This is a genomic window from Flavobacterium tagetis, from assembly GCF_016735615.1.
GTDB classification, from domain to species: domain Bacteria; phylum Bacteroidota; class Bacteroidia; order Flavobacteriales; family Flavobacteriaceae; genus Flavobacterium; species Flavobacterium tagetis.
In genome coordinates this window covers 1,285,566-1,300,961 of the sequence record NZ_JAERSF010000002.1, presented here as the reverse complement: position 1 = coordinate 1,300,961, position 15,396 = coordinate 1,285,566, and the positions used below count along the sequence as shown (strand labels likewise).

13 protein-coding genes and 1 tRNA gene are annotated in these 15,396 nt (G+C 32.8%); 5 read left to right on the top strand and 9 right to left on the bottom strand.

Annotated features, from left to right (window positions below):
- Positions 1–10 precede the first annotated feature (10 nt).
- The 3 genes from JI750_RS13040 to JI750_RS13030 all read right to left on the bottom strand — a co-directional run bounded on the left by JI750_RS13040 (position 11) and on the right by JI750_RS13030 (position 5,069).
- A complete protein-coding gene (locus tag JI750_RS13040) occupies positions 11–832 on the bottom strand; it encodes an N-acetylmuramidase domain-containing protein (protein ID WP_202002485.1) in 822 nt (273 codons plus the stop codon).
- Positions 832–2,979, bottom strand: coding sequence for a hypothetical protein (locus JI750_RS13035; RefSeq protein WP_202002482.1), 2,148 nt, complete (start codon positions 2,977–2,979; stop codon positions 832–834). The genes JI750_RS13040 and JI750_RS13035 overlap by 1 nt, the downstream gene beginning before the upstream one ends.
- A gap of 74 nt (positions 2,980–3,053) precedes the next feature.
- Positions 3,054–5,069: a hypothetical protein gene (locus JI750_RS13030; protein WP_202002479.1), complete on the bottom strand. Its 2,016-nt coding sequence runs from the start codon at positions 5,067–5,069 to the stop codon at positions 3,054–3,056.
- Between the two features lie 255 nt (positions 5,070–5,324).
- Between JI750_RS13030 and JI750_RS13025 the strand changes: the two genes are divergently transcribed.
- The 4 genes from JI750_RS13025 (at position 5,325) to JI750_RS13010 (ending at position 7,802) form a co-directional block, all read left to right on the top strand.
- The gene (locus JI750_RS13025) at positions 5,325–5,753 is read left to right on the top strand and encodes a hypothetical protein (protein ID WP_202002477.1); all 429 of its coding nucleotides are present in this window, start codon (positions 5,325–5,327) and stop codon (positions 5,751–5,753) included.
- Between the two features lie 6 nt (positions 5,754–5,759).
- Positions 5,760–6,407, top strand: a complete 648-nt coding sequence (locus JI750_RS13020; RefSeq protein ID WP_202002476.1) for a hypothetical protein — start codon at positions 5,760–5,762, stop codon at positions 6,405–6,407.
- Between the two features lie 98 nt (positions 6,408–6,505).
- On the top strand, positions 6,506–7,162 hold the full coding sequence (locus JI750_RS13015) for a sensor histidine kinase (protein WP_236673043.1): 657 nt from the start codon (positions 6,506–6,508) through the stop codon (positions 7,160–7,162).
- Positions 7,152–7,802, top strand: coding sequence for a response regulator transcription factor (locus tag JI750_RS13010; protein ID WP_202002472.1), 651 nt, complete (start codon positions 7,152–7,154; stop codon positions 7,800–7,802). Before JI750_RS13015 ends, JI750_RS13010 begins: the two co-directional genes overlap by 11 nt.
- A gap of 1 nt (position 7,803) precedes the next feature.
- On the opposite strand, the gene JI750_RS13005 is transcribed toward JI750_RS13010, so the two are convergent.
- Positions 7,804–8,316 (bottom strand): adenine phosphoribosyltransferase, encoded by a 513-nt coding sequence (locus JI750_RS13005; protein ID WP_202002470.1) that lies wholly within the window; start codon positions 8,314–8,316, stop codon positions 7,804–7,806.
- A gap of 114 nt (positions 8,317–8,430) precedes the next feature.
- Here JI750_RS13005 and JI750_RS13000 point away from each other — a divergent pair.
- Positions 8,431–8,504, top strand: a tRNA-Arg gene (locus JI750_RS13000).
- On the opposite strand, the gene JI750_RS12995 is transcribed toward JI750_RS13000, so the two are convergent.
- The 5 genes from JI750_RS12995 to JI750_RS12975 all read right to left on the bottom strand — a co-directional run bounded on the left by JI750_RS12995 (position 8,470) and on the right by JI750_RS12975 (position 15,382).
- Entirely contained in the window at positions 8,470–10,020 is a 1,551-nt protein-coding gene (locus tag JI750_RS12995) for a recombinase family protein (protein ID WP_202002468.1), read from the bottom strand. The genes JI750_RS13000 and JI750_RS12995 overlap by 35 nt on opposite strands.
- Positions 10,017–10,187, bottom strand: coding sequence for a hypothetical protein (locus JI750_RS12990; RefSeq protein ID WP_202002466.1), 171 nt, complete (start codon positions 10,185–10,187; stop codon positions 10,017–10,019). The genes JI750_RS12995 and JI750_RS12990 overlap by 4 nt, the downstream gene beginning before the upstream one ends.
- 311 nt (positions 10,188–10,498) lie before the next feature.
- A complete protein-coding gene (locus JI750_RS12985) occupies positions 10,499–11,122 on the bottom strand; it encodes a hypothetical protein (protein ID WP_202002463.1) in 624 nt (207 codons plus the stop codon).
- Positions 11,119–12,090 (bottom strand): hypothetical protein, encoded by a 972-nt coding sequence (locus tag JI750_RS12980; protein ID WP_202002460.1) that lies wholly within the window; start codon positions 12,088–12,090, stop codon positions 11,119–11,121. The genes JI750_RS12985 and JI750_RS12980 overlap by 4 nt, the downstream gene beginning before the upstream one ends.
- A 160-nt stretch (positions 12,091–12,250) precedes the next feature.
- A complete protein-coding gene (locus JI750_RS12975; RefSeq protein WP_202002458.1) occupies positions 12,251–15,382 on the bottom strand; it encodes a type I restriction endonuclease subunit R in 3,132 nt (1,043 codons plus the stop codon).
- Positions 15,383–15,396 lie beyond the last annotated feature (14 nt).

The following is a 15,396-nucleotide window of genomic DNA, read 5'->3' as shown; positions in this document are numbered from 1 at the left end:
ACTTGAAATATTAAACGTATTTCACATAAGCCCTTGCTAGTTTTTCATCATATTTGTTGGTTTTGTAAGCTGGACCATTGTATTTTAAAGCAAACGAAGCCCAATTTTTGCTTCTTAGAAGTCCAATCAAATTGTTCTTTTCTAGAAATAATCCAAAAGCTTTGAGATGTTCGCCTTCGTTCTCATTCATTTTCTCAACATATTCATCAATACTATTATAACCTATAGGAATTGCATTAAAGCCCATAATCTGAAAAAGCCCCCAAGAAGCTGAACTATTTGCTGCGTCTACTATTTTTTTGTCCGAAATAAGATTTCTTGCCTTTTCTAAACGAACATATTCAGCTGTTCCGCCTACATAATACTTTTTAGTATAACTTTCGAATAAAATGTCCTGCGTATTTGCATTCACATATGACTGCGGATTGATATTTCTTTTTTCCAGTTCACGCCAGAAAACATGACCTTCAAATAAAATTTTTGGTCGTCCGTCAATTAAAAAACCTTTTCCGTTACTTTCTACTTCATTTACCGCTTTTACAACTGCAAGCTCTAAATTAAACTGATTTGAAAAATTGATTAAATCCTGCTCAGACAGCAACTTACTGTTTATAGAAAAACCATTTGCATTTTTTGCTAAAAGTGCAGACCATGTTTTTAGTCCCACCACCCCATCAACCACTAGACTATTATTCAACTGAAAATCTTTGATTGCTTTATCTGTTTCTGCCCCGAAATAATCGGAGACAATTACACCGTAATTTAATTTGGACAAAAGCTCGTTTAAATAATAAACTTCAGGAGATCTTGTACCTGTTTTTATGGTTGTCATCACTTTTTATTTATGGTGATAATCGATGCTTTAGAGAAATCAAAAACATCATTTTTAGAACCTGTTAGATTATCATTCTTGTCAAAATAATTAACTTGATATGAAATCAAAGTGTTATTGTTCGCTGTGTTTTTCACAATAAAATTGAACAATATAGGTGTCGAGAATTCAGATTTCAAACGTTCAATGGCAAATTTACTTCCCGTATCTTGGACTGTTAATTCAATAGTAATCCTGCCTGTTGTCGCTGCCTGGCTTTTAATCTGAACTTGAATATATCTGTTATAAGATGTTGATTGTGAAACAATCTGACTAAATTCTGAACTGATGTTCTCTATATTTTCAAAATCAAAAAATACATTTTTCAATTCACCAGAAGAACTTGGATTTAGTGCAGTAAAATCCAAAAATTTTGTATCATTACTAATTAACTGCGGATAATTTTTAAAGAAAGCATTATTCAAATACGTCGCATTTTGATTATAAAGCAATAAAATAGAATTAAGCTTGCAGTTTGAAATGGACTGATTATTGATTTTAATTTTCTTTGTCGGATTATCAATCAAACTTTCGACAATTTCTCCAATAGTTTCTTCAAGATTTAGTTCGATTACACTCGTGTCTTTTATCTCTTTGTATTTAAAATTGATGTTAGCATATTGCGAAATTGTATTATTCAAAGCATTGATTAAAATGCTAGCTTCAGATAAATTCTCGGTTGAGAGATCAAAAATATAATGTTTCCCATCTGCTGTAATCGATGCTCGCTGAAGAAAATAGTTTCCATTTACCTCAAATTCAGCTCCAACATCATTAGGAAACAAAAACTGAACCTTATCAAAATAATCGGTAGGATCGCCATCAATAAAATTGTTTTGCAATAAAGCAATTTTCAGCTTCGCAAGATCATAATTTGAAAGATTCGGACGAACAGCAAATTGAAAAGAAATTTTCGAAATTTCTTCAGATGTTCCAGCGCCTTCTTCATAAGCATGAAAAATAGTCGTAACACATGGCCTCATATTATCTAAATCTTTTGAAAGACTGTAAATCTTAGAAATCAGCAAAAAAGTATTTGGCTGAACCATTGACTTATAAATCGATAGCTTACTAAAATTGTATCCCGAAACGAATATCTGTTTAAACTCCGAAAAATCTTCATTTAAATTGAAAGGATTATTAAAAAATGGCCCTTCATTATTCCAGTATAAACTTGTCTGAACATTAGGCACACGAGGATAATTTACCGTTTTATTGATTTTAAGTAGAAAAGTGCTTTTTACGTATTCCTCCTGAACCTCTGCTTGTATATCGTTATCTCTTCTAATTCCAGAAATTACCATTTTTGGAGCTACAGTTCCCGTTCTCGTAGTTTTTACCATCAACGGACTTGATATAAGCGTTGCTTTTGGCTGTAATGTTGTTTTGGCCATTACATCGCTCTTAGTGGTAATTGGGTTTCTTAAAATCGCTATATCTTTAGCAAACAAAAAATTACGTTTTACCTTAGAATATCCTTTAAAATCAAAAAACAAATCAACATCACACATTAAATCGTTTATTTTTGAAACTAAATTTGAGAAAGCAATTTTTACAGCTTCGTCGATTAAGTCAAACTGAATTTCCTGAGTAGCGGTATTTATAGTTCCGTTGACCCTAACGACATCATTTTTTACTTTTAAATTTAAAACAGCCTGCCTTAAATTTAAAACGATACTTTTCTCATTGGCTTGCAATGGTCTGTTTTTGATGCTGTATTTTAAAGTGACTCTTCCCATAAATCCGCCGTTATCTGCAGATTTACCAGGCACTTCTTCATAATAAAACAGAGTTCCATTATTGGGCTCTACTTCTACTTGAGGAAAAAATAAGGTAATTTCATTTTTAAAATAATCCTTAAAGGAATCATTCTCCGTAATAACTTTATCTCCCTCTATCAGAGGACAATAATTTTCAATAATTGGCAAAACTAGAATCGGCTGAATATCTATAGAATGAATAATAGGATGCTCGATTACCTTAAATTCAGCATTATTTAAAAGTGTTGTCGTTGCAAATGCAGTGCTGGGTTTAGCAGGCTCAAGATTGAATCGATTTACAGGAACCAATTTGGTTCCACTAAGCTTAAATGTATTTAAATCTGGCATGGTGATTAGGTTTAAGTTATGAGTTAAGAAACAAAAGGGACATTACGTCCCTTTTGCAAAATGCCTCAAAAAAATTATTCCATAAATGGAGCTCTGATTTTCTCGATATCGGCATTTTGAGCCGCAGTTCCAGTTGGAATTTCAAATAAAACATCACCTTCTTGATAATCAAGTTTGATGTAATCTGTAGAAACAGAAACCTTTTTAGATTTCTTGCCGATTTTACCGTTGCAGGTATATTTTACTTTGTATTCTGTCGGTTTCACAGTATAATCTGCCTCATACCATGCTCTGTAAGGAATGGCATCTTCAAAATTATCCACTGTAAATTTGTACTTTTTGGAAGACATTTTATCTGCCTTTAAAGTAACTTCAAGAGTATCGCAATCATAAAGCTCCTCTGTAGACAACGTGTAATTGATCATGTTCTGAATTGGAAGCGGAACAAATATTTTAGTTCCTTCAAATTCATATTCTCTAGTAGTATCTTTTAACTTAATTCTCTTATCTTTTTCGTACATTACTTCTTGTCTTACTTTAATTTTAGAAGAACCATTGTTTTTTACGAAATCAAATACAAAAGCATTTTTTTCTTTAGATTTATCATTCCAAGTTGCAGGAAAAATTGCATCGATTTCTTTACCAGATTTACTTGTGTTTTTTACATATGGAGTTCCTTCAGGAGCAATCATTCTGCCAGAACTTTTCCAGATCATTTTGCCTTTAGAATCTGGATATCCAACTTCAATAGAAACTTGACTCACCGGATTATCATTCACAATATCACTGTCTTTATCTAATTTAATCAAACCTCCGTTTAAAGATGCGATTACTTGTACTTTTGAGAAATCTTCATCCAATTGAATTTCGGTAATATAATTTTTCAAATCTGCTTTTGCTTCGGCGCCAGATTTTAAAGTTAAAGGAGTAAGATTTCCACTGATTTTTGAATCTAAAACTTCGATTGCAGAAAATTTGATTTCGTCTGTGAATTTCACTTCTCTAATTTGGCTTCCATGTTTTAAACTTACTCCTACACTTCCTCCACCAAAAAGAATTCTAAAAAATCCTCCTGGTTTTTCTGGTGTAGCTGCTGGTGTAAACTGTTTTTCTGGTGCATCAAAAATTTGCTTTTGAACCATTTGGAATGCAAACTCTCTTTGTTTGGTAAAAAGTGCTTCCTCTACTTTTTTTCTTTCTTCGTTAGAAAACTGATTATCTGTAATGATTTCGCTTACAATACCACCTTGGGTCAGGATTTTTTCATATTCGCTTTCCCAGTTTACATCAACAAATGACCAGCTTACATTGGCTTTTGCAGAAAAATAAGTATGTACTTTTTTCACATCAACGGTAGTTTTGATAGTCGTTGTAGGCATATAACCTTTGTATTTAATTTTGTTTTCGACTACCAAATTATTAGCACCTGATTCTAATGCATTTTTAACTAACGAAGCGCTATTACGGCCCATCAATACAGAAAGAGCATTATCTCCTAATCCAAAAGTAGTACCTGCGCCTTCGCCTTGAATATTAAATGTCCACGGATTAGCTCCTCCAAAAGGATTATTTGGTGATTTTTCGCCCACAACATGCATAGTTATAGTATTCTCTGTTAACTGAATAGGCCTAACATTGGTTTCATTAAAATCTCGATCGACACCTTTCAGATAAGAAAACAAACCAAAAAGCTTTGATTGTCTTTGATTATTATAATTGGTGTGTAGTTTTGTTTTTAGCTTGTCGATCGCTTTCTTTAATAATGCTTCTGGCAGATCAATTGTACTGGTTAAAGTAGTGTATGCTCCTGCTTCTTCTTCTAATCCTTCTGCTCCAATTACGGTTGAAGAATCTCCTTCTGATTTAAAAACTTGCATTGCAAATTTAAATCGTCCATCTGGGTGCTTAGCTAGACGTGGTGCTTTTGGGTAATAATAAAACTGCATTGGCAGACCGGCATCTCTTAATAACATATTATTAGGATCTGGTGAAAAAAGCACTGCGTAATCTGCTCCATCTTCTTTTTCTAAAAGAATTTCTACTGTTCCGGCTCCTGCATGAGGATAGCCTAGAGGTGTTGGTTGTGACATAATTTAAAAATTTTAATTAATTATTAATAGGTTACATTTTTGATTGCCCGTTTTTACCTTAAAACTGACGGTGTAAAATTCCATTTTTATAAATTATTATGTAACAGCTCTTTAACCCATTTTTTTGAATAATTTTACCCAAACAAAAAAGGGTATATTTCCCCTTGCTGAAATTTTCTGTTTCAAATAATTTTGTCTCGTACAATAGCTCAAAAAGCTGTTAACTAAACATTTAACCAATTAATAATAGAAACTATGAAAAATCCACCCGCAAAACCTAGTCAGTTAATCACTAAAGAATTTGCTAGACAATTAAATGTGAATTACAACAATAAGAAAGCTTCCCTTTCTGCAAAAAGAGAGCAAAAAGAAGATGCCAATGCTATCTGGTATTCTTTAGAAGAATTGGAAAACTACATTCATTATATTAAAACTAATGGCGCAAAAGATGGTTATAATGTAGACGGAATTCGTTTTTATTTTGGAGTTTATCCAGATGATGAAGCGCATGGAGAAAAAGCAGGATTAACCACTTTATTTCTGGTTCCTACGGGCAAAAAAGCAAAAAGTAATACCGAACAAGTTCAAAGTTTTGCTTTAATGCAAGAAATGTCTTCTGATATTCAGAGTCTTGAACCAATGAATTACGGAAACATCGGAAGACCACCAAGCTTATTATACTAGAAAATTATGTTCGAATTCTTAAGATCTTATATCATTTATATGGCTTTATTGTCAGGAACTGTTGGTTTGTTCGTACTGCCAAAACTTCCTGGTAATAAAGCTAAATTTTTAGTAATTTTAATCTGGTTTTCTATTGTAGTTGAAATTGTAGGCTATTATTTTACCAAATGGACTGGTTTGCTCAATTTTCACGTCTACAATTTTTACATGTTTACCAGCCTCTCTGCCTATATTTTACTTCTAAAAGCCCTACTTACAAAAAAAGATCACAGAATTTCGGCTATCCTTTTTCTGATTTTGTTTATCGTTTCCTTTTTTTTAAACATTTTGTATTTCAAAGAAGACATAAACCGTTCATTTACATATAGTTTTGCAATTGGTGTGTTACTTATTTTAATATTATCCTGTCTATATCTCATTGAAATTTTCAATTCGGAAAAAATACTGAATTTCAAAAAATCGGTCTTTTTCTGGTATATACTCGGGATACTTGCCTTTCATGTTCCATTTACACCTTTCATGCTGGCTATCAATTGGTTTCTAATCAAACAAGACGATTCTATTTTTAGTTTAGTCGTGTTCATTTTAAATTTTCTGGCGCATAGCTGTTTTATAATTGGATTTATATGGAGCGAAAAGAAATACAACTATTAGTTATTTCCTTAGGTATTGTTTTCTTTACCTTAATAGTTATTGTCCTCGTTATTTTCTTCTATTTTTTAAAGAAAAGGAACAAATTTTTAGTCGAAAAAATGGAAGCAGACTTGTACTTCCAATCTGAATTAGTCAAAACGAGAATCGAAATAAAAGACCAGACTTTATCTGAAATTAGTAAAGAATTACATGACAATATTGGACAGATTATTTCGGTTGCCATTATGCAACTTAATATCTGCATTAGCAGTAAAAATGTCCAAATAAACGAACTTAAAGATCTAAAAGCTGTTCTTGCTAAATCTTTAGACGAACTACGCATTCTATCGCGCATTATAAACAAAGACAATCTGCTTCAAAATAACTTTCTTGAAGCAATTCAGCAGGATCTAGAAAGAATCAAAAAACTTAAAAAAATCAAATTCAATTTTAAGCAAATTGGACCCGTTCCAATAATAAATGAAGAACATGAACTGATTATCTATAGAATTTTTCAAGAGGCGCTTCATAACAGCTTAAAACATTCTAGAAGCGACTTATTTGATGTCTATATCGAAACTACCGATTCTCTTTTTACATTAAATTTAAAAGATTTCGGAATTGGCTATGACCTTAAAAAGTCGAATTCAGGAATCGGATTGAATAACATGAAATTGCGAGCCAAACTTATCGGTGCAAAACTAACTCTACATTCAGACAATACTGGAACGAGTGTAACTATAGAATATCCTTTAACCCAAGACCATGAAAACTAACTTTAAAAGAAAATTAATAATTGTAGATGACCATTTGCTTTTTTCTCAGTCTCTTGAACTCTTGATTAAAAGTTTTGGCGAATATGATGTTATAGAACGTTTTGAAAACGGAAAAGTCTTTATAGATTATCTGGAAGAAAATAACCCTACTGATATTGATCTCATTTTGCTTGATGTTAATATGCCGGTCCTTGACGGATTAAGCACAATGAAATGGCTCAAAGACAACAGACCCGATCTTAAAGTAATTGCTTTGTCTGTAAATGATGATGAAGAAATTATCATTAAAATGATCACAAATGGCGCAAAAGGCTATTTACTAAAAGATACTTCGCCTGAGATTTTTAAAGATGCAATAGAATGCGTTGTCGAAAAGGGTTTTTATTTTACTGAACTTGTTTCAGGAATGCTGATCAATAAAGTTAATAACGATAACAAGAAAATTAGTTTAAAAGAAAAAGAGATTGTCTTTATTAAACATGCCTGCACAGAAATGACTTATAAAGAAATTGCATCAGAAATGTGCTTAAGCCCTAAAACTATAGACGGCTATAGAGAATCTCTTTTTGACAAACTGGAAATAAAAACCCGAATCGGACTTGTACTTTATGCTATTAAGCATAAAATTGTTTTTGTTTAAATCAATAAGTTAATGCTGCGAAAACAGGATATGCCGCAATTTTTTCTCTTCCGTTAAGGAAAGTCAATTCCATTAAGAAATTACACTGCACAATTTCACCGCCAAGTTTCTCAACCAATTCACAGACTGCTTTTGCAGTTCCGCCAGTTGCTAGCACATCATCATGAATTAAAACACGATCTCCTTTTTTAATGGCATCGGTATGCATTTCTAAACTATCAGAACCATATTCTAGCTCATAAGAAGCCGAAATTGTATCAAATGGAAGCTTTTTTGGTTTTCTTACTGGAACAAATCCGGCGTTTAATTCCTGAGCCAATAACATTCCGAAGAAAAAACCGCGAGATTCGGCACCAACAACCTTGTCTATTTTTTGGTTTTCTAAAGAGTTTACCAAAATTCTCAAGCAATTTGTTCGTGCTTCAGGGTCAATTAGCAAAGGTGTGATATCTTTAAATAAAATTCCTTCTTTTGGAAACCCTTGAATATCACGTATATAATTTTCTATCTTCATTTTTTTTAAATTTTCTGTTATTTTTTGCTTGTATATGTCACTTTTATGTCTATCTTTGCACCCGCAATAAGCAATCAACAAAGCTACAAAAAAATAGCTAATTGATAACAAAAAGGCCTCGTGGCGCAACTGAATAGCGCATCTGATTACGGCTCAGAAGGTTACAGGTTTGAATCCTGTCGAGGTCACTACTCGGGACAAAAGAAAAATATCATCTTTTGTCCCGTTTTTTTTTGCCCGTAACCTATTGTTAACCAAATAGATGCATTTAACCATTTCATTGATCCGGGCGGTGCGGATTTTCTTTTCTTGAAATGTGAAATTTTCGGGAAAAATTAAACCAATCATCTCCCTGGAGTCAGCTAAAGTGCCATTCTGAAAGGTCTCGCCGAGTTTTATAAGGTTTTCCAGTCCTGAGTTCGTTAACTGCTCTATATTAGTTCTGTCATCCTCTATATTCCCGATCTCTTTTTCCAGCTTACTGATAATTGCATTGTACTCCGCTTTCATGAGATTATAATCCTCAGGATCTATTTTCTCTGTAACCAGCAAATTTCTGGCAACTGATAATTTCTTTTCATAAACTGTAATCTGTTCAAGCGATTTCTTCTTTTCATTGGCGATCATACCTGTATGCTCTCTGTAAGCTTCAAGCAGAACTGCAGTGTATAATTTCTTTACTTCTGCCAATGGTTTTAATTTATTCAAATGTTCTTTGAATATCTTATTGACTACCTCTGAGTTAATCCTCCACCTGCAATCTTTATCACAGTGATAATAGTAATAATATTTACTCCTTCCTTTGCATTTGCTTCCCGTTAACTTCTGACCGCACTTTGGGCAAAGAAAAAAACCTCGCAAGGGAAAATTCTCAATAGTCTTAATTTTCGGCCTGTATGTCCGCGCTTTACTATCAAGGACATCCTGTACGCTATAAAACAATCCCTCGCTGATAATCGCCTCATGTTGTCCGCTGACCCATTTTTCTTCTTCATCCTTGTATTTGGGAACAACTATTTTTCCGCAGTAAAGCGGATTTCTCAGAATTACCCATAAATTGCTCTTAGATAAGACAAGCCCTTTATCTTTGGCCATCTGATAAATAGATTCGGTACTAAAGACGTTTCTTGCAACCTGTTCGAATATCCAAATAAGTTTTGCCGCTTTTTCCGGTACAATAGCAATATATTTCTTTCCATCCTCAGTAACCTTATTTGCATATCCATATGGCGCCATTCCCATATGCCTTCCCTCCTTCTTCCCGCGCCTAAGACCTTGAAAAGTATTTAAAGCCCGGCGGTCATTTTCTACTTCCGGTGCAGCCAGATAAAATGCAAGCATCATTTTATTTTCCGGAACGCTTAGGTCAAGGGGCTGCTCTATAGCCTGAGGCTCTACTCCCAATTTTCTTAAAACATTGATCATTTGGTAAGCATCACCCGCATTACGGCTGAACCTGTCCCACTTCATAAAAAGAACCAGATTAATTTTATTTTTATGTTTCTTCACATCAGCCAGAAATTTTTTCCATTGAGGCCTGTTAAAGGTCTTGGCCGAATGATCTTCATATATTACATTGCGTATCTGTATATAATTTATACTGCAATATTTCCTCAGCATTTCCTCCTGACTGCGCTGTGAGAAGCCTTTTTCTGCCTGCTCGTCCGTACTTACACGAATATAAAGGTCTGCTATCCTGCTCATTTTGTTTTATTTAAATATTTCAACACGGCGATATTAGCGATTATTCTCAAGAAATGCAAGATTTGCTCTGCCTGTTCAATAGTAACGTCTAACCCCTCAGATCTAAGCATTTGTAAAGCTTTTTCTGGTGTCAACTTTGAATTAGTATAGTCGATATCTTTTTCCATGATCACACTTTTTAAAATTCATAAAAATGTAATTTAAATATAGAAATACTTTAATCTACATGAAAGGCCTAATTGTCACTCTGTGGAAGTCTATTTCCTTATTCATCTTGAATTATTTATAATAGAAGATATCAAAAAGAATTTACAAGTTTAAGTCAATCGGCAGTCCAGATGTTTAATTTTCAGAAGAAATATTGTAATGTGCTTATTTTGGATTAAGTACAAACGAAAATCGAGCCAAATATAAAATTACTTTATTGACATTTATATAAAGTGCCTAGAGTTATAAGCGAACAGCTAGGACAGCGGTTTTATTTCAAATTATTAAATTCATATAAAGTAAAATCGGTTAAATAGATGACAGATTTAGTAATAAAATATAAAAATTGAAACATAAAAAAAACAAACAAAAAACGATAAAATACTACTACAGCAACTTTAAAAGTTAACCAATAGTCAATACTATCAAAATTAATCTCAACAGTTGATAAATGGAAATTTAATAAGGAAGTAAAAAAAGAACTTGCAATTACAAAAAATATACAAAGAATTGCAACAATAATCGAATATGACAATGTAAAAGAAAAATTTTTGAGATAATTGAATGTTCTATTATTTAATGTATTAGTTTCTGTTCTTGACTTCAATTCAGAAATATTTTCGTTTTCTTTTTGCTTTATAGTTTCCAGTTTAGATAATTTATCAGGAATCTTCAACAAAACACTATACATCAATCCTGAAAACAATGATAAAAGCATTGCTAAAATCTTTGAGTCTTCTATAAATTTTTCATTTTTGTAACAAACAAGAAAAATACTGAGTGCTAACATTGTGAGATAAACCAAAATCAATTCAAGTTTGTTAATAGTATTATCTTCGTTTTTACAAACACTCTGCATAGCGTTACTATAAATATTCCAAATCTTTTTTATCATTGTCTTTCAATTTTAGAATAATGACCTTCGATTAATTCACGCAATAAACTGTCACAAAAAGATTTTAACTCCGAAAAATCAGGAATACCATTGTCGTCAAAATTAACTCTACCATTTAGATAAATTCGTGGCATAACATCATGAGTATCTAATTCAAATTTAGATGTTTTTTTTGTTGCTAAATTTTGTAAAACTACCTTTTTCTTTACTGAATCTGATAATCTAGCACTTTTTAATGATAAACTAGAAAATATTCTGTTCAAAACTGGAACTTTGTCAGGAGTGATAGTATTACTACCAGTTGGTTTTATACTAATTTCAATATGATATTTATCGCATAAATTCGAAAAAGCTGTTTCTTCTGTTAAAGATGAAGATAGCACATTTGTAATGTAATTCATCTCAATAATTTTACTGTTTCCTTTAAATTCATCTCTGATACAATTCGGCAGTATAGGGTGTGGGACTGCTTTATTGTATTTACCTGATATCTTAAATAAATCTGTAATATGCTGCATGAATTCTCCCCTAATACTAGCCCCTCCATAGATCTGAAAAAACAAATATCCTAAATTACTCTCCAATGGAAAATGTAAGTAAAAAAAGTATTTATCATTAATAACAGTTCCTTCTAGATCTTCTTCTTCTTCCCTATTTGTGATAGGTGATTTTGTTTTACCTGAACCTTTAGAACCACCTTTTACAACACCCCAAATATTTTCATTCGTTGTATCAAAACCATACTCCGTTATATCTGTGGATAATGTAAAAGCTTTATTTCGCAATTCGGTATACCCTGAGTCGATATGGTTAATGAAAAGTTGAACAAATTCGCTAAATAGATCATTTACTGGATTTATACCTGGAGTATTTAATAATACATCTTTTAGAGTATTGTTTTGGTTATTAGATAATGGTTTCAAAGCGACAGTAAAAACTTCTAATTTAACACTTTCTGGATTATTCATATATTTTAGTTTTATTGTTAATTGTGATTACTGCTTTCTAACATTGTAAAAAATACTTTTCGTTTGACGAGTTTTGGTATTAAGAAGGATTAATAACTATTTATATCTCATAAATTAATTTTTTTAACACCAGTCATAGTAATTCAGCAGTGATACAATGCTAAATTTCAAAACCACCTGTTATGATAAATTTTTGAAGCAGATTATGCGTTTTTATATTTACTCGAAATGCGGGTATAGTTACACCTTCCACTTTTTCAAAGTAGGCTTTTGCTCTTGTTTTATCAATTGTGTTTTTTAGTTCATCAAAACGACCATATTCATTGATATTCATCTCATTTAGACCAGAATCCATTAAGTTTCGAAGCTTTAGTTCATCTAGACCAAATAGGCTAGCTATTTTTTTTATTTGATCATTTTTAGCATTATATCGGTACTCTGTGATGTATTCCCTGAATGTTTTTCCACTTTCAATACTTATAGCACCACTTTGAACATCATGTATAAAAATGTTTGCATATTTCTGTTCTTCTTGTGTAAGTGAAGCAAAGGATTTATGCAGCTCATCCAGTGTATTTTGTAATTCTGTTGCATCAACACCTTCTTTTCTTAATACTTTTAAGTATTTATCAAAACGAGAGTTCATGTAATCGGCATCTATTTTATCAGTATCTATTTCTGTCAAATGCCCCTCAATTTCATAGGGTACTTCAGCAATTCCCATACCACCGCCTACTCCGTTAAACAATTCTTTATAACGAAGTGCTAAAATCAAATAAGTGCTTTCGTCAAAATCTATTTTGATTTCGCGTTTCTCTTTTCCTTTTCCAAATTCATATTGTAATTGACTCCATTTAAAACCCTGTATTTTTGCTGCTTCTAGAAATTGGTTCAATTCTTTAAATAGTTCCGCAAATCGACCTCGTTCTGGAATACTCTCCGGTACTCTTTCAAAATTTTGAATTCCTGCCGAACTGAAAAGTTGTGCTATTTCATTATAAACATAATTTATTGAATTTAGATTTCGGTCTAATTTTTCTACAAACAAATCTACTGGTCTGTCTCCTGAATACAATTTTATGGCATCATTGATATTGCGTTCCATGGTATGTGGAAATCGATAATAGCGTATAGTTCCAAATGGTTTTTCTGGTCCAAAAAGGCGATTGGTTCGAGAAAATGCCTGGATTATATTCTCGTATTTTAGCATTTTATCTAAGTACAGGGTATTAATCCATTTAGAGTCAAAACCAGTAAGCATTTGATCTACAACAATTAATAAATCAATTTGTTTTTCAGGATTATTTTCTACTCTAAGATAGGGTTGTTTGTGCGCCAAACGTGCGGCAATATCTTTTTTAAACTTTGCATGGCTTGCTAAAGTATAGTCTCGCTCGTATCGTGCATTGTAATCTTCAATTATTTCTACCAATCCATCTTCTTTAAATTCAGCATGACCCACATTATCGATATTAGGGTCAAAAAGTGCTGTTATTTTTAACCTTGGTCGTAATTGCTTTATTAATCGGTAATAACTAATAGCTTCATTGATGCTGCTAGTTGCAAAAATGGCATGAAATTTATTGTTTTGACTTAATACCAACCAATTTTCTATAATGTCTTCCGCTACTTTTTTTTGGTGTTGTATGCGTTCGTATTGTGATTTTGGTATAAAATCTTCTATACCTTTAACATAATTCCCTGTAGTTTCGGTATGACCAGCCATTTTTACTTCGATCATAAATTTATTAAAGATTTCTCTTTTTTTAGGATCAGCCAGTGCTTCAGCTTCATCAACCGTTTTGGCTTTTTCTAAAGCTACTTCTTTTCGTAAATCACGATCTTTGTAAGTCAATATTTTGTAGGGATCAAAACCCAAAACATTTTTATCTCTTATACCATCGCCAATGCTGTAACGGTGTAATTCATCGCCAAAAACGGTCGAAGTAGTATTCAATTTCTTTTGGTTTTCTTCTAAAATAGGTGTTCCCGTAAACCCAAAAAAGATAGCCGAGGTAAAGGTATTTTTAATATTGATAAGCATATCCCCGAAAGTAGAACGATGTGCTTCATCTACAATAAACACCAATCTTTTTTTATTGAATAGCTCAATGTCTTCCGTATTTAAACCTTCTTCTTCATTTTTGATATTACTCATTTTTTGAATGGAAGTAACAATTAAGGTATTTGCTGGATCAAAACTCTTTAATTTGGTTACTAAAACCCCTGTGTTTTCGGTAGCTTGTACATCTTCGTTTTCATCTGAAAAACCACGATATTCTTTCAAGGATTGCGTACCCAACTCAATTCGATCCATCAAGAAAATCACTTTATCCGCATCTTGAGAGTTGGCTATTAATTGTGCCGATTTAAAGCTGGTCATGGTTTTACCCGAACCCGTTGTGTGCCAAATATATCCGCCAAGGGCGTGTTTGCTCTTCCAATCGGTTTTGGCTACTTTGTCTGAAATGGCATTGGATGCATAATATTGATAGCTACGCATTACTTTTAAAACACCATCGGTATCATCTGGCACGGTATAAAATCCAATAAGCTGGTGCGCCATAGGAATAGACAGTAATTTAGAAGCAATATCTGCCCATTGATTTATGGGTTCGTTGTTGAAATCTGCCCAATGGAAAAAAAAATCTTTATTGAATTTTCCGTCAGGACCTGGATTGGCAAAATAGACAGTTTCTTCTGGCTGCATGGCTACAAAAACCTGCACTAAGGAAAACAAACCCGTAAAATTGCCCGAACGTGCATAATTTTCTATTTGATGGCAAGCCTGACTTACGGCTACGCCACTTCTTTTTAACTCGATATGTATTAAGGGCATACCGTTTATTAAAAGTAGTACATCGCCACGCCTGTCGTTGAGTATTTTTGATTTGCTCTTAAATTGGGGTTGTTGTACAATTTGATACCGGCTTTGTCCGCCTGCAATTTCGTGACGATCGTATATTTTTAGACTTACTTCTTTACCAAAATGCAATGTATCTGCTGGATTGTCGCGTTTTATAGCTACCGTTTTTCCGTTTATAAAACCGTTGAGTTTAAGTGGTGTTCTTAAGGTGGTAATTTGCTCTAGTATTTGTTGCATTTCACCCTCAGTAAGAGGAGTGTTGTTTAAACGATCGATGTCTCTATTATTCTCAAAAAGGATGTTTGCCCAGTTTTTAAGCAAATCGGCTTCGGTTGGTTTTTTTATTACCTGACTGTTCCAGCCTTTTTGGGAAGAAAGTGCCAGTATTAATGCCTCTTCAAAATCAGATTCTGTGGTAAATGTCATTTTTTATATTTTTT